At 68.3% G+C, this 14,329-nt stretch carries 15 protein-coding genes and 4 pseudogenes; 8 read left to right on the forward strand and 11 right to left on the reverse strand.

The genetic code is table 11. From position 1 onward, the window contains the following. Positions 1-17: 17 nt before the first annotated feature. Positions 18-137, reverse strand: a pseudogene (locus tag ACFYY1_RS28790) (AAA family ATPase); the annotation flags it as partial. Between the two features lie 595 nt (positions 138-732). On the opposite strand from ACFYY1_RS28790, the pseudogene ACFYY1_RS28795 reads away from it, so the two are divergent. Both ACFYY1_RS28795 and ACFYY1_RS28800 read left to right on the forward strand, forming a co-directional pair. Further along, a pseudogene (locus ACFYY1_RS28795) lies at positions 733-816 on the forward strand (DUF6192 family protein); the annotation flags it as partial. An 80-nt stretch (positions 817-896) separates the two neighbouring features. Continuing rightward, positions 897-1,496 (forward strand): hypothetical protein, encoded by a 600-nt coding sequence (locus ACFYY1_RS28800; RefSeq protein ID WP_388591063.1) that lies wholly within the window; start codon positions 897-899, stop codon positions 1,494-1,496. A 12-nt stretch (positions 1,497-1,508) separates the two neighbouring features. On the opposite strand, the gene ACFYY1_RS28805 is transcribed toward ACFYY1_RS28800, so the two are convergent. The 5 genes and pseudogenes from ACFYY1_RS28805 to ACFYY1_RS28825 form a co-directional block, all read right to left on the reverse strand. After that, entirely contained in the window at positions 1,509-1,703 is a 195-nt protein-coding gene (locus ACFYY1_RS28805; protein ID WP_388590783.1) for a hypothetical protein, read from the reverse strand. Positions 1,704-1,971: 268 nt separating this feature from the next. Beyond that, the gene (locus ACFYY1_RS28810) at positions 1,972-3,111 is read right to left on the reverse strand and encodes a GDSL-type esterase/lipase family protein (protein ID WP_388591064.1); all 1,140 of its coding nucleotides are present in this window, start codon (positions 3,109-3,111) and stop codon (positions 1,972-1,974) included. A gap of 70 nt (positions 3,112-3,181) precedes the next feature. After that, positions 3,182-3,730 carry a YciI family protein gene (locus ACFYY1_RS28815; RefSeq protein ID WP_388591066.1) on the reverse strand — a complete coding sequence of 183 codons (549 nt, stop codon included), beginning with the start codon at positions 3,728-3,730 and terminating at the stop codon, positions 3,182-3,184. Positions 3,731-3,974: 244 nt separating this feature from the next. Continuing rightward, positions 3,975-4,802, reverse strand: a pseudogene (locus ACFYY1_RS28820) (transposase); the annotation flags it as partial. A gap of 144 nt (positions 4,803-4,946) precedes the next feature. Next, a complete protein-coding gene (locus ACFYY1_RS28825; protein WP_388590785.1) occupies positions 4,947-5,267 on the reverse strand; it encodes a hypothetical protein in 321 nt (106 codons plus the stop codon). Positions 5,268-5,468: 201 nt separating this feature from the next. Here ACFYY1_RS28825 and ACFYY1_RS28830 point away from each other — a divergent pair, with 201 nt between their 5' ends. Both ACFYY1_RS28830 and ACFYY1_RS28835 read left to right on the forward strand, forming a co-directional pair. Then, complete coding sequence (locus ACFYY1_RS28830; protein ID WP_388590787.1) at positions 5,469-5,840, forward strand: hypothetical protein; 372 nt, start codon at positions 5,469-5,471, stop codon at positions 5,838-5,840. A gap of 263 nt (positions 5,841-6,103) precedes the next feature. Further along, entirely contained in the window at positions 6,104-6,463 is a 360-nt protein-coding gene (locus ACFYY1_RS28835; RefSeq protein ID WP_388590789.1) for a transposase, read from the forward strand. A gap of 44 nt (positions 6,464-6,507) precedes the next feature. Here the strand turns inward: ACFYY1_RS28835 and ACFYY1_RS28840 are convergent, their stop codons facing one another. Both ACFYY1_RS28840 and ACFYY1_RS28845 read right to left on the reverse strand, forming a co-directional pair. After that, positions 6,508-7,056: a DUF4262 domain-containing protein gene (locus ACFYY1_RS28840; RefSeq protein ID WP_388590791.1), complete on the reverse strand. Its 549-nt coding sequence runs from the start codon at positions 7,054-7,056 to the stop codon at positions 6,508-6,510. A 207-nt stretch (positions 7,057-7,263) separates the two neighbouring features. Continuing rightward, positions 7,264-7,524, reverse strand: a complete 261-nt coding sequence (locus ACFYY1_RS28845) for a hypothetical protein (protein ID WP_388590793.1) — start codon at positions 7,522-7,524, stop codon at positions 7,264-7,266. A gap of 666 nt (positions 7,525-8,190) precedes the next feature. Between ACFYY1_RS28845 and ACFYY1_RS28850 the strand changes: the two genes are divergently transcribed. Together ACFYY1_RS28850 and ACFYY1_RS28855 are read left to right on the forward strand one after the other, a co-directional pair. Next, entirely contained in the window at positions 8,191-8,757 is a 567-nt protein-coding gene (locus ACFYY1_RS28850) for a hypothetical protein (RefSeq protein WP_388590794.1), read from the forward strand. Positions 8,758-9,142: 385 nt separating this feature from the next. After that, the gene (locus ACFYY1_RS28855; RefSeq protein WP_388590796.1) at positions 9,143-10,720 is read left to right on the forward strand and encodes an alpha/beta fold hydrolase; all 1,578 of its coding nucleotides are present in this window, start codon (positions 9,143-9,145) and stop codon (positions 10,718-10,720) included. A 549-nt stretch (positions 10,721-11,269) separates the two neighbouring features. On the opposite strand, the gene ACFYY1_RS28860 is transcribed toward ACFYY1_RS28855, so the two are convergent. From ACFYY1_RS28860 to ACFYY1_RS28870, 3 genes and pseudogenes are all read right to left on the reverse strand, one after another. Further along, a complete protein-coding gene (locus tag ACFYY1_RS28860; RefSeq protein ID WP_388590797.1) occupies positions 11,270-11,590 on the reverse strand; it encodes a hypothetical protein in 321 nt (106 codons plus the stop codon). A gap of 611 nt (positions 11,591-12,201) precedes the next feature. Further along, positions 12,202-12,636: a DUF6892 domain-containing protein gene (locus ACFYY1_RS28865; protein ID WP_388591067.1), complete on the reverse strand. Its 435-nt coding sequence runs from the start codon at positions 12,634-12,636 to the stop codon at positions 12,202-12,204. A gap of 63 nt (positions 12,637-12,699) precedes the next feature. After that, a pseudogene (locus ACFYY1_RS28870) lies at positions 12,700-13,058 on the reverse strand (transposase); the annotation flags it as partial. A 246-nt stretch (positions 13,059-13,304) separates the two neighbouring features. Between ACFYY1_RS28870 and ACFYY1_RS28875 the strand changes: the two are divergent. Continuing rightward, the gene (locus ACFYY1_RS28875) at positions 13,305-13,742 is read left to right on the forward strand and encodes a protein phosphatase (RefSeq protein WP_388590799.1); all 438 of its coding nucleotides are present in this window, start codon (positions 13,305-13,307) and stop codon (positions 13,740-13,742) included. Positions 13,743-13,883: 141 nt separating this feature from the next. After that, complete coding sequence (locus tag ACFYY1_RS28880) at positions 13,884-14,294, forward strand: RidA family protein (protein WP_388590801.1); 411 nt, start codon at positions 13,884-13,886, stop codon at positions 14,292-14,294. Positions 14,295-14,329 lie beyond the last annotated feature (35 nt).

Genomic DNA, 14,329 nt, shown 5'->3' on the forward strand with positions numbered 1-14,329 from the left:
CCGTCCCGAGCGGTTTCTCAGCCGAAGGCTTGTTGTTCCGCGCGGGCGCGGGTGGCGGTGAGGCGGTAGGAGTCGGTGCCGGTCTCGATGATGTCGCCACCGAAGGCGAGGCGGCCGAGCATGCCGGCGCAGAGGCGGAGACACGGCACTCCAGGCCTTCTCAGCCTGAGGTGAAGGTGAAGGCCTGGTCGGGGGTTCCGGTGCACGCGACCTGCATGGCCTCGGCGCCGTCTTCGACCGGGGGGAGAAACCCGATGCACAGGCCGCTGTAAAGCGGCCGGAGCCGGAAGCCGCCGCTGGATGCTTCCAGGCGGAATTTCTGGCTGTCGCTTTCTGCACGGTCTCTCGGGGCGAGCAGCGCGCCGGGGGAGGTGGAGGCGTCGTCGACTGCCAGGCAGCCGATGCCGTTGCTGGGGTGGTCCCACTGGATGCGGTAGGTCTGCCCGCTCAGCTTTCGAGTTTGACGCGTGGTTGGGGGGAGTCGGTGCAGGAGTGCTGCACGGCGATCTCGCGGCCGGTGCGCCCGTTGCGTTCGCGGCCCTCGGTCAGGCACCGCGAGGGGGCGAAGGCGGGATGGATGTCGGTCCGTCCGGCAGCCGGTAGCCGGGCGGAGAGAACCGTCCGTGTGGGGTGGGGGTCCGGGTGGGGGTGGGGATCGTCTCGTCGTGGTCGACCGGCGAGGCGGCCGGGGAGGAAGCGGGTTCGCCGGTGGCCGGACGGCTTGCGGTGGGCACCCGGGACGAGCACGTCGCCGCGCAGGTAACCACCGGTCTGCTGCGTCGGCCGGACGTCGCGTTCAAGGCGATGAGCGACGATTATCCGGACTACGCCCTGGCGGTCTGAGCGGGCCTTATTCCGTGTGGACTCGAAGTGGCTGGCGCTAGTGTTCGAGCGTGATGAACGGGATGAAGCTGGGGATAGAGGCAGCCCGCCTCCTTGTAGCTGCCGACTGCTGCGAGATCGAGCCGGGTCTGAGCGACACCGAGTTCCAGCGCATCGAGCGGGAGTACGGCTTTGAGTTCGCCGACGACCACCGTGCCTTTCTAGCTGCGGGTCTGCCGGTCAGCGAGCCGCCCGAAGAGGGCGCCACTTGGGAAAACCCTTGGCCCAACTGGCGCCATGGCCAGCCAGAGGCGATCCGGCAGCAGCTGGACTGGCCGGTCGAGGGCATCGTCCTGGCAGTCCAGCACGGGTACTGGCACTCGGCCTGGGGACAGCGTCCGGCAGATCCCGACGACGCCTTGGTGGAGGCCCAGGCATTGTTGGCGCGGGTACCCAAGCTCGTTCCTGTGTACGCTCACCGGTTCCTACCCGCTGGCGCTGGCTCGTATGGACATCCGGTCCTGTCGATCTGGGGCACCGACATCATCTGCTACGGCACTGACCTGGTCGACTACGTCAACCACGAGTTCGACGACTTTGATGCCCACACTCCTGAGAACTGGCGCCCACAAGCAACCGTCGGTTTCTGGCGGGACTTCCTTTCGAGCACCTGAGACCGCGGGCCCTCACCGCATCCCACCCAAGCCTGGCATTCCCAGACTGGTGGGGCCGTTCCCACAGTTTCGTTTCATGCTGCGGTCGAGCGCGACGAACTTCTCCTTGGCCTTGATCAGGCTGACTTGGAGTCCTTGGACTTCACCGAGCCAGCCGTTCAATCGGGCCTCCTCGATGCGCTCGACGAGGTTGTGGACGATCTCCACGAGCCGGGCTCGTTGGCGTGGTGGGACCTGCAGCATCGGACATCTGATGCAGGATTCTCTGAACTTGCCAGTTGCGGCCCCTCGATCCCCTCCTGGTGGACGCGGTGCTGTGCGCGCCGGGTGCGATGCACTCGGCGGTCGAGCTGACGCTCCTGACTCGTCCCTGGTCGGGGCACATGATCAGACGAAGGCCGCCTCAGCGTCCGGCGAATGCCCAGGCCGGCGGCCCAGTTCGAAGCGCATTTCGACACCGGAGGGCAAGAACAGCTCAGCGGAAGGGACCGTCGGGTGTGAAGGCGTGGGCAGCGAAGCGCTTGCCCATTCGGCGGTACGCGGCGGCGGTGGGGTGAAGGCCGTCGGTCAGGTCGTCCGTCTCGTCCGGGCCGAGCAGTGCTCGTCCGTCGAGACAGTGGAGGTGGGGATCAGATGCCTGTCGTGCTGCGGCGATCCGGGCCAGCTCGGTGCGGACCACCGTCAGCGACAGTGCGCCGTCGGCCACATCGGCCGGGTCGCCCAGGGCGGTGATCCTCCCGTCCGGTCCGGTCCTGGTCGGGCCGGGAACCTGCTCAAGGGCCGGGCAGCTCACCGGGGAGATCAGCAGCAGCGGGGTGTCCGGGTGACCGTCCCGGATCGTGTCCAGAAATCCGTGTACCGCCGGGCCGAACGTCCGCAGCCGGAAGGCGGACAGGCTCACGATGTTGATGCCCACCTTCAGGCTGATCAGGTCGGCGGGCGTGTCGCGGATCGTCCGGGCGACGTAGGGGTCCAGCAGTGCGTTGCCCGCCTGGCTGAGGTTGATCACCTCCACCCCTCCGAGCGCGGCTGCCACCACCGGCCAGGTCCCGGTCGGACCGTCAGCCTCGATGCAGTGGCTGATGGAACTGCCGTGGTGCACCCAGCGGCGCCGCCCGCCCTGCAGCGGCGCCAGCACGTCGCCGTCGGCGCGCAGTGCCACCAGTTCCGTAGGGGTCTGCTGCGGAAGCCACAACTCGACGTTCTTCATGCCGGCCGGCAGTCCGGCGAACCGTACGGTTCCAGGTTTGCCCGGGATGAGTCGCTGTGCGGCTCCGGGGCCCGCCATTCTCAGTACGTTGCCCACCGGTGCCTGCCGGCGCCCGGCCAGGGCACCGTCCACCAACAACTCCAGCATCCCGGTCGGGCGAGGGTGGGGGTCGGTGGCGAGCTGGCCGGTGGAGGTGAGTATCTCCAACTCCAAGGCGCGTGCATCGGTGCGGAACACCAGCCGCACTCCCGAAGGCATCACGGTCACCCCGTAGACCGACGGGTCCTGGTACTGCTCCTTGGTCCACGCGGGCAGTCGGCGCGGCATCACCCCTGCCGCTGTGGTCTCCAGGTCCAGCGCACCCCGTAACTCCACCGGTCCGCCCACCAACGGGACCATCCGCATCGTCACCGTTACCGTTCCTGTCCCAGGTCGATGTGTTCCGGGGGTGGCATCGGGCCGGTGCCTCCGTGGTTCATCGGCGTCCGCCGAACTCCCAGGCGTGGACCTCGATGTCCGCGTACCGGTCCGGGGTCAGGACGGTGCGTGCCGCATCCGGGTCCAGGGCCCGGACCAGCGCGGCCGTGCCGAGCCATGTGTCGCCGTCGTCGGCCAGCAGTGGCCCGTACGCGATCAGTTCGTCCTGGTCGGGTGGCGGGGTGAGGTCTGCGGCGGGGCCCTCGCCGAGGCCGAGGACCAAGTACTGGCTGCCACTGCTTCGGCCACCGGGAAAGTCCCACATGGTGCGCCCCAGCGTGTTGCGCCATCGGCGCAGCAGCACGTCCCGGTACGCTCCGGCCTGGTAGTTGGGTTCGTCGAAGGCGAACGCGCGTGCAGCGGCGGAGTCGGGCAGATCGATGATGTGCACGCTTCCGGTCAGCGTCTCACCGTCATGGGTGAAGGTCGGGCCGCGGGCGATCAGTTCCTTCGCGTACCGGTCCATGTAGGACCAGTGCTTCTCCAGCAGTTCCTCGCGCAACGCGAGGGAGCCCGGCCGGTCTCGGTGGTAGCAGAAGTACTCCATGGTCACAGAGCTTTCCTCACCAAGGGTGCCATCTCAACCGGCTTCGCCGCCGAAGCCCTGGCGTTCCGGACGGAACAGCATTCCGTCAGACGGCGTAGCCACCACGGCAGCGCGGTCTCAGCCAAGTGGCATGCGCTGCTCTGCAGTCGAGTGACAGAGACCGCGTCCGGCGCTGACGTCCCCAGTTCGGGACGGCCTACAGCCGCCGAGTGATCACGCGCCGGACTTCGAAAGCACGCACTCAGCGGGTGTCCGTGGTCGTCATGGCCTGCTCAGTACCCCAGGTTGCGGGGTCACCGAAGACGAATTCGCCGCCGTGCTTGGGCGGCCAGCCGCCTCTGGGGTTGGCCAGGCCGGACTCTGTGCGAGAAAGTGCCGGACTCCGCATCACTCGATCTGAGCGGAGTCGGCCGAGGATCTCAACGGGCAGGCCGGCCAGCAGGTGGGCGATGCGCGGAGCGTCGTATCCGGCATCCAGCACGACTAGGACCTCCGGATCACCCGGCTTGCACTGGCCGGAGGCAATCAGCCGCTCGATGACCTCGCGGATCTGGGCCGTGGTCACCGCGGCGACGTCGGCGCCGGGCTGCAGGCGGACTGCGTCCAGCACTGCCGTCCAGGACGTGCGGCCGGTTTCCAGCGCGGCCACCACCGAGTACGGCCAGCCCGGCACCATCTGGTGCTTGCCCTCACCTCGCCCGAAGGTGTGGCAAAAGGACCGGTCAACACACGTGTTGGCGTCCGGCCGCAGCAATGGCGACACATCAACCGCCAGCACCAGCCGACCGTCCGCCGCCCGCGGCAACGGCACCCCAATCAGGGCTCGACGTAGCCGTGCGACGTCGATCTGGCCCTGGTTGAGCCCGCCGTACAGAGCCCCGTGCCCACGGCGGTGTTCGGGCGCGAGCGCGAGATCAACCAGCGTGCGGACCGGCCCGTCCGTGCACAGCAGCGCGTCGCACAACTCGAACAAAGCGTCGCCCCGCGCGGTCAGGCACGCGTACAGCACCGCCCGGAAGTGTGACACTTCCGCAAACGCATCCCGCAGGACGCCCTGATGTACCGGACTCACGACCACGGCCTTCGCGCAGATCCACTCCGTGAGCGAGCACAGGACCACGCGAAGGCCGCCTGTTTGTCCGCTGAACTGCGAAAACGCCGAACAAGTTCGAGGCAGTCGCTCGATTTTGCGGCGCGGTATGCCGAAAGACGTCTGTCACTCGTCCGTAGGCTCCGCAGGAGTATCGAGGTGCCTGTCAAGAAAGGCGTTGATGAACTCCACTCCGAAGGCGTGTGTGTTCTGAGAGACGTCGGAGGGCGACTCGCCGAACCACAGGACGGTCTCCGGGTTGCGTTTGGCCTCATCGAGCCACATGCGGAGCGTGCCGAGTCGTCCTCCGCTCAGCCGGACGACAGCCTGATGCACGCGTTCACGCTCCGCGCCTGCATAGAGATCAAGGAGTGACAGGACGCTCGCAGCTTCGGCATCCGAAAATGTGGCGTCGCAAAGCTGACGTGTTGCTGGTGACACAGCCATGCCCGTCATCCTGCCGACCCCTATCGCGATCGGCAACGGTCAAGGTCGGGAGGAGGTTAAACGGCAAGCTCAGCAGAACGACAGCGCCATGTCCGCAGCCCTGGGCCCTGACGCTATCTTCTTCTGCGGGCCACGGACTGAGCAGTTCAACCGAAGCGCCAGCTGCGGCGACACCAAACTGCGGCAACTGGAGGAGTCGGCATGGAGAACGGAGAGATGGCGGAAGTCCGTCGGGAGCACGCGTGGGCCGAGCGACTGACGGAAGGAGTGACCGTCGCCGTGGCGTTGGGCCTCTCTTTCTTTCTGCTGGCCGGCCCGGCTGTGTTCTGCGGCACGAACGCCTGGCATCTGGTCACTGACGCCGAAACCACCGCGTACAGCCGGTTCCTGGTGCCGGCGACCTTTCTCGCCCTCATGGCGCTGCCGCTCGTCCTGGCCGGCGTGGTGTTCCGCTCGGGCCGACGCAAGGGCAAGAAGCGGCTGACAGCGGCGGTACCGGCGGTGCTGGCGCTGCTCGGCGGGTCCGTCGTGCCCTTCGCGGCTCTGTGCCTCATCATCGTGTACGCGAACTGACCTCCTGTTACGGCAGATCCGTCCGACGTTCACAAAGTGGACGCATCGTCACCCTCACCTTCCGGGTGAACCGGCCGCTGCGCCGCTTGACGGTCCTGAATATCGTCTGGCCCTGAGCCGCCCCCCGGGTGCCGGATGCGGTACGTACGGCTGGAGTGGCTCGCTGCGGATGCAATGGGAGGTCTGCCGTCCGCAGCGGCGCGGGGTGCGGTGCAGGACCTGCGTCGAAGTCGCGAAGCATCCTGACCGGTGGCCGGCAGCTGATGGCGATGAATTCGTCGGCGAGTTCGGTACCCGGTGCTGGGTTTCCGGAGGCCCTGGCCCGCTGCCCCGAACTGGACAAAGCCGTCGGGCACGTCCGCGATTTCGGCGAGATGCTCCCCGGCCGCCTCGGCGCCACGCTCCCTGTCTGGATCGACGCGGTCGATGCCAGCCTGCTGCCCGGGCTCACCGGCTTCGCGCTCCACCTGCGCCGAGTCCTCGACGCCGTGACCACCGGCCTCACCCTGGGCTGGAGCTCGGGCAGCGTCGAGGGAGCCGTGAACCGCATCAAGAAGATCAAGAGGCCGCTCTACGGCCGAGCCGGATTTGAACTTCTACGCAAAATGATCTCGCTTCAGTAGTGCATCGCACGCGTGCTGGATCGCCGCTTCCCAGCGCCTTCAGATCAGAGTTCGGCCGTCCAGATCCCGACAGGGTGGTCACTCGGAGGCAGCCACAACTGAGGCTGTGACTCGCGATGCCTCTCGCCAGCCTGTTCACCCCAGTGGAAACGGCCCTCGGCATCAGGCCACGCGACTTGCAGCACGGGGAGAGGTGGCCGCCGGTAGAACCCGATGGCCAGTCCGAAGAAGGTCCGGTACCAGCCGCGATCAACCTGCCTGAGCGCAACTCGATGACCGTCGACAACATCAAGATGGCTCTGGCCGTCCGCCAGTGCTTCGCCCGCGGCAGACTTCTCTCCGAGTGTGTTGAGCATGCGATGCATAGCGTGCACATCGAGCCCGAACACGGCGAGTTCAGGTCCACCGTGAGTGTGCGCGAGGCCGATCGTATAGGCGAATCCAGGACCGATCTCGTCTTCGGGAACCATCACGACGTGCCATCCGTGCTGCTGCACATGCTCGATGACCGTCAAATCCACGCGATCCACCTCGTCCCGGTCACCATAGTCACGGCACAGGACACAGCGGCACTCAAACGGATCGTCAGTCATGTGCGGAGGGTACGAGGTGCGCGTTCACGTCAGGCAACCGGAGTTCGGACCCCTCTCAATCGAACAAGGTCGTCACCCTCCGCAACGACTCCCCAAGATCTGCGCCAGAACCCGCTACTGCTCGATGAAGTCAGGCCAGGCATACAGTCGCCCTGCTCACCACAAGAAGGGCACCAAACCCAGGCGAAACGTCACAGAGCTACCAGATCAGACGCCTTGAGGGCGAGTAGCGGTAGCAGCGACGTCAGCCTCCCGAAGCGTGCGGGCCAGGTGTTCCATCTCGGGAAGCGTTCCTGAGTAATCACCGTCCACTACACGGCGCAGCACAGCCTTGGCGTTCTTCAGGTCAATGCCGAGTTCTGCCCGCAGCACGCGCATGATGGCGACGTTCTTCGTCGGCGGACTGCTCACCTGCAGCCTCGCGGGTCCATGCTCGGAGAGGATCTGATCCCGCCGTTCGGCAGGCACGTCGCCACCACACACGGCTACCGCAAATCCACACGCGAAACAGGTTGATTCAACGTCCCATCGCAACCGACCGTCCACCAGAGCCTGAACTCCCCAGCACTCCAGCTCCGCACCGCAATCCTGGCACTCAGCGGAGTACCTGACAGATTCGACAACCGCCTGCTCCATCCCCACCCCCAACGGAGACGAGGTTAAACGACAAGCTGAGGGCGCGTTGTGCGCGCGGTTGTTCTCGGAGGGTTTGTCGTGTGGACAGAGGGCCAGGGCCAGTACGCCGGCGGCGGTGCAGGCGGCGATCGCGACCAGCGGTCCCGGCTGCCGTCGCCGGTTCGGCGGAGCGTTCGGGAGGTGGTTGCTGTCGCCGACTGGGCCGAAGTCCGGTTCGTCGGCTGGTTCGTCGGCCGGTTCGGTGCCCGGGGCGTGCTCTGCTTCGGCAGCTTCCCTGTCGCTCTGTGGGGCGTGCTGCGGGAGGTCGTTCCCCCGCTCCGGCAGGAGGAGGCTGCGCGTCGTTGTCGGGGACGGGTGGCGGGTCCCGTTGCGGCAGAGATCGTCGCGCGTGGCAGGACGGCACCTCCCAGTAGTCGGACGGCTGCCCGTAATTCCCCATCGATCCGGGTGGGCCCGCGCAGGCGCAGCGCACGGCGAAGTCCGCGCGCCGTCTGGGTCTTGGCGATCCGGTGGACCGGCTCGGCCAGCGCGGCGGCGCGCTCCAGGCCGCCGGCCACCGCCAGGCGCCCCTCGATCATCGGCGGGACCAACTCCGTGGTGGTCACCCTTCGGGGCGGCCGAGGGCCGCAACGGCGTCCTGGCCTACCCGCGCCGCCTCGTCCCGGAGGGTGGCGGTCGCCCTTCCTGGACCACACGACCGCCACCGCCCTCCACGAGCCCGAGAACCCGCACACCGAGGCCATCGCCGCGTTCTACGTACAAGCCTCCGGCGGCCCGGGCACCCTCTGCGTCCCGGCGCTCGCTCTCACCACCGACGACACCGAACGCCCCGGCCTTCTCGCCCGCATCCACAGACTGCGGTTCATCACGATCGAGCCCTTCGACGCCGCCGCCGAGCTCACCGCCACCGGACTGCTCCACGCCGGGCGCTCCTGGGCAGCCGTCCACGCATTCCACACCGCCCACCACTGCGCCGACTTCCCTGTCGGCTTGCCGCTACCTGCTCGCCCTCACGCCCGAGCTCTACGAGGGAACCGGCGTCCAAGCCGTCCATCCCACCAGTAGACCGCCCAAGTGGGGGCGGCCCACCTCGCAGCGGAGAGCAGCGAACCGTTGCGAGCGGCCGACCTCCACCACGGGACCCTCCCCGCGGGCGGGGAGACCGCCGCCGTCGCGGGAGCGGGCCGCACACCATGCGCGCCCCGCCCCGGCCTCGGACCGACCAGCCCGTGGCGCTTCCTTCCCGGCGTGTCCCGGCGTCGCCTCCCCGTCGCCTCCGGGGGGAGGTAGTACGCAGGACGCACGTCGGCGACCCGCCCTGCTGCACCTGATGTACCGCCAGTTCGTGCCGCACGGCGATGTGCGCGGGCGGGGCGCGCTGAAAGGCTCGGTCTGACCGGCCCGGACGCTCTCCGGACCGGTCGTGTTCATCACCGTCAGGAGAAGCACCATGATCACCCCCAGCACCGCCGTACGGCGCGTCTCGGCCATAGGGCTCGTCCTCACCGCCGGCCTCACCACCGGCCTGGCCGCCCCACCCGCCGCCACCGCCGCGACGCCTGCGGCCGCCACCGCGGCCCCCGCGGCCGGGCTCGGCCGCTATTACCAGCAGCGCCCCCATTGGCACCACTGCGCCCAAGGCGCGAACGACGAGACGGGCCGTGCCCTCGACACCGCGGGCGCACGCTGCGCGGACGTGACCGTACCGCTCGACTACGGCAAGCCCCACGGCCGGACCATCACCGTCGCCATATCCCGCCTGAAGGCCACCGACACCCGTCACCGGATCGGCTCCCTCATGGTCAACCCCGGAGGTCCGGGCGGCCCGGGCCTCGGCACGGGACTCGCCGTGCGCCCCGTGATGAAGGAGACCGGTGCCCGCTACGACCTGATCGGCATGGACCCGCGCTTCACCGGCCGCAGCACCCCCCTGGACTGCGGTCTGCCCTCCGGCCCCGGCCTGCTCTCGGCAGGCCCCGACCGGGCCGGCTTCGACCGCCAGACGGCCCGCGCCAGAAGGGTCGCGGAGCAGTGCCGGGCCACCAACGGCCCGCTCCTGCCGCACGTCACGACCCGCAACACCGCCCGCGACATCGACGTCGTCCGCAGCGTCCTCGGCGAGCGGAAGATCTCCTACCTGGGCTTCTCCTACGGCACGTACCTGGGCACGGCCTACACCCAGATGTTCCCCACCCGCCACGACCGGGTGGTCCTCGACAGCGCCCTGGACCCCGACCGCTACAACCCCCGCCTCCTGAAGGGAGCCGACGCCGAGAACGAGAAGGCGTACGACGACTGGGCCGACTGGACGGCCGCGCGCCACGGCACCTACGGCCTCGGCCGCACCCGCGACCAGGTACGCGCCACCCTCGACGACGTGATCGCCGTCTCCGCCCGCGAACCGCTCACCGTCGGCACCGCCCCCGACGTCTTCCGCCTCGACGGCAGCCAGGTCCCCGCCCTGCTCTTCACCGAACTCGCCAACGACACCGACCCGGCGCGCGCCTCCCTGGCCGAGCACATGTCCCTGCTCGCCCGGGCCGCCGAAGGCCGCCCCACCACCCTGTCGCCCGCCTTCGCCGGCCTGCTGCGCAGCGTGTTCACCCCGGCCGGTTCCTCCGTCGCGAGCGCCCAGACCGCGATCCTGTGCGGCGACGTTTCCGCCCCGCGCGACCCCGAGACGTACTGGAGTGACATCGAACGGGGCCGCGCTGCCCACCCGTTGTTCGCCCCGCTGACCGAGAGCATCACCCCGTGCGCCTTCTGGGACCGCCCGCGCGAGGCACCCGTCCGGGTCCGCCACGACACCCGGGCCCTGATCGTCGCCTCCACGGGTGACCCCCGCGTCCTTTACACCAACAGCGTCGCCCTGCACGACCGTCTGCCCAGCTCCCGCCTCCTCACCCTCGCCGGCGCCAACCAGCACGTCAATTACGGCGTCTACGGCAACGCCTGCATCGACTCCACCGTCAACTCCTACCTCGCCACCGGCCGCCTTCCCGCCCGCGACCGCACCTGCGTCAAGTAGCCCGGCAGCCGCACCACGAGCCCTCGGCCCGGACGTCCCCCGACGCCCGGGCCGAGCGCCCCGTTTCCCCGGCACCGGTAGAGGGCGAGGGAGCCCCTCAGCAAGGGCGCCCCTCAGCAAGGCCGCGGAGCGAAGCGTCTCCCCGCACCGCCGCTGCCTGCGCATTCTGGTTCCCGCCACCCTACGAACTGAGGCCGCCCGGCTCCGGCAGCCGAGTACGCGACCTCACCGTGGACGACCAGCAGCCGCTTCGCCGACCGCACCAGAGCCCGGCATGCCACGATCCACGCTCTGATAGAGGCAGGGCACAGCCGACGCTCGATCCAGCGGCAGCTCGGCATGACCTGCCGCACCGTCCAGCGATTCGCCGACGCCCCACGGCCGGAAGACCTCCTCACGGGCCAGTGGCAGAACCGGTCCTCAGTCCTGGACGAGTACAAGCCCTACCTTGATGACCGCTGGGATGCGGGCTGTACCAATGCCTGGAAGCTGTGGGAAGAGATCGTCCCCTCGGCTACCAGGGAAGCTGATGCTCGGCCGGGCCGGCTTTCATCTCCTCCGCAAGCGCGTCCTGCTCCACTCGTGAAGTACAGGTCGGACCGCATCATCAAGGAGCCCGAAGCCCTCCGGGAACCCTTCCAGGAACTCCCGCCGAGCGGGGTCGGACTCGGCTTCGGCCATCGTCCCGAGCAGGTGGGTCAATTCGCTCCGCTGGTCGCTCGACAGCTTGCTGACCAGGTGGGCGACACCCTCCAGGACCTTGACGGCGTCGTCCGGATCCATCTGCTCGTCTTCACTGCCCTCGATGAACCACAGGGCGTCGACCAGTGCCTCGGCCAGGGCGTGGGACAGAGACGAATACACGGGCATCAGGGCAGGCTCCCAGCAGGTCACGGCAGCAGAGTTCGGCCATCCCACCACACACCACTGACATCACACTCGGTCAGCCCTCCACGGAAAGTGAGCCGGAACCCGAAGGCGGCAGCGCGGCCTGGCCTCCAGACGGCGTCCCGTGAACAGGAGAAAGGCCGGTTTCAAGAATGAGTCCTGCCCCAAGGTCTGCTGGGCGAGGGGTGGACGGCCTGGTCCGCTGGAGCGGGTCGGTCGTCCACTCCCACGAATCCACACTGGTCAGCCTTCGAACAGCCCTGGACGAGAACCGGTCCTCACGGCCACCGCAGCCGGAGCAGCTGCGGGACCGATGTCGTCCTGCTGGCGCTCGACCCTGTGCGTCTGACCCTGCCCCTGATCCGCACGGACCGGCGCTGCCGTCGTAGTTGTCGTACTCGGGGTCGTCGTAGCCGGCTGACCGTGGCGCACGCGGCGCCGCTGCCGGAGCAGCTGGGCGAGCCAGGGCCGTCGGGAGCGTCGGGAGCAGCCTTAGCGCTGGAGGCGTCCGCGTGACGGCGGTGCGTCGCCTTCCCCGGCGGGGTTCCTGAGGGCCCCGGTCGGGGTGGCGGGCGACGAACGGGTGCCGGGGCTCAGTCGGTGTCGATGCCGGATGCGGCGAAGACCTCTGCCGCGTCCGGCACCGCCAGGACGCCGTCCTCCACGAAGGTGACCTCTCGCAGGTTGGGCAGCAGGGCGAGGTCGTCGAGCGAGCGGACGTCGAACAGGTCGTCCTCGCCGTCCCAGGCGGGGGCACAGTGCCGGAAGACGTCTGCCCCGGCGTCGAAGCACAGTTCCTCGACGCGGGCGAGCAGCTCGGCCGGGATCTCCAGGGCCTCGAAATGGGCCCGGGACTCCGGCAGCACCTCCGCGTGGAGGCCGTTCTCCAGGACGTAGGACGCGGGGTCGCCGATCCCCTGATCGGCCAGCCGCGCGGGCAGGTCGTAGACCGGGAGGAGCGGCTCGGGGCCGTACATGAGCTCCTCGATGACGAGCAGCTTGAGGTTGAAGTCGCGGAACTGGCTCATGGGACATGAGTACCACGGAGGTACGACACGGGTCCTCCGCCCGGCCTCGCTCGGGCCGCCGTGGCGGTCAGCCTGCGGAAGCGCCTCAGTGTCGGGCCGCAGCCAGTTGCTCACGTCCACGGCCAGAACGACCGATGGTCCGCAGCCTTGGGCTGCGGCAGAGTGGCCAGGACCCGCCGCAGCCGTGCAATGTCGATACGACCGTCGTTCAGGGCGGAGTACAACGCGCCGTGCCCACGCCGGTGCTCGGGCAGCAGCGTCAGGTCCACTGGTGTCATCACCCGTCCGTCGGCGCAGAGCAGGGTGTCCGTGAGCTCGAACGGTTCGTCGCGGTGCGCGTCCAGGCACGAGAAGAAGTCGCCCCGGAAGCGTGACGCTTCGGCGAACGCTTTCCCTGGCGCGTCAAGGTGCGCCAGGTTCATTCCTGCGGCCTTCGTTCTGGTTCGGTGCATTCCTTGGCCGGAGCACAGAATCGGGCGGAGGCCGGTCAGTTGTCCGGAGAATCCTCACGTGAGGAGCATGTTCGAGGGACCATTCGAGTTGAGGGAGGGGCTGCCGCCTGTCCCGCTTGCCCGGTTGAAGGGGGATCTCGGGTGAGGACGCGTCAGAAACGTGGGGGCACGCCTGAGCCGCCGACTCCATGGAGCGAGGTCGCGCCGAGACTATGGATGGGCGGCCATCAGTGGACCGACGCTCTTGGGCAGAGCCATGCTGCGGTCGTTGGCACCGAGTTCGACCTGGTCATCAGCCTGTTCACCCGACCCGATCACGGACCTGAGCCGGGCGTGGACCATCTGATCGCCGAGATCCCCGATGGCCCCCTCACTGCCGATCAGATCCAGACCGTCCAGCAGCTGGCCACTACCGCGGCCCACGCGATGCGGCGCGGACGTACGGCTCTGGTCCGCTGCAACGCCGGCTACAACCGCTCCGGTCTGGTGGTGGCGCAAACCCTCATCGAGCTGGGCCAGCCCGCGATGACGGCGATCCAGCTCATCCGGGAAAGGCGGTCGCCCTGGGCCTTGAACAATCCGATGTTCGAGGACTACCTCACCACGGGCCTCGATGTCGCCTCTCTCCTGGTCGGTCTGGAAACCACTGACTGACCCGTATGGAGGTTGAAGATCGACCTCAGACCATAAAGAGCAAGCTGAGCTCGTCTTTATGACTTTGGGCCGCTGCAGAGTGCCTGCCGGTGGGTGGAATCGAGGTGCATGCCGGCATGCATACCGGTCAGACTCGCAGGCATGACTGAAAAGATCACTCGTATCAACCCCGAGCAGTTACATCAGACGCCTGGCTACCACCATGTCACCGTGGTCGAGGCCGGCCGCACGGCCCATCTTGCGGGGCAGTGTCCGCTCGATGGAAATGGTGCCCTCGTCGGAGCCGGCTCCTTTGAGACACAGGTCGACCAGGTTGCGGCGAACGCGTCCGTTGCTCTCGCAGCCGTGAGCGCTCAGCCACAACATGTAGTGCGGTCAGTGATCTACGTGCGGAGCGACGACAGGGACGTCCTGGGGGCTGTGTGGGATCGGCTCACCGGCTCTGCCATCGGCCCGGCGTTCACCACTGCCAGCACGCTGCTGGGCGTCACCCAGTTGGGCTTTTCCGGACAACTCGTCGAGGTGGATCTCACCGTGGCGCTCCCTGACTGAGTCTGCTCGCCGACTGGTCTCGAACGACGTCTCGA

It is taken from the genome of Streptomyces sp. NPDC001890 (genome assembly GCF_042891445.1).
Classification (GTDB): Bacteria; Actinomycetota; Actinomycetes; order Streptomycetales; family Streptomycetaceae; genus Streptomyces.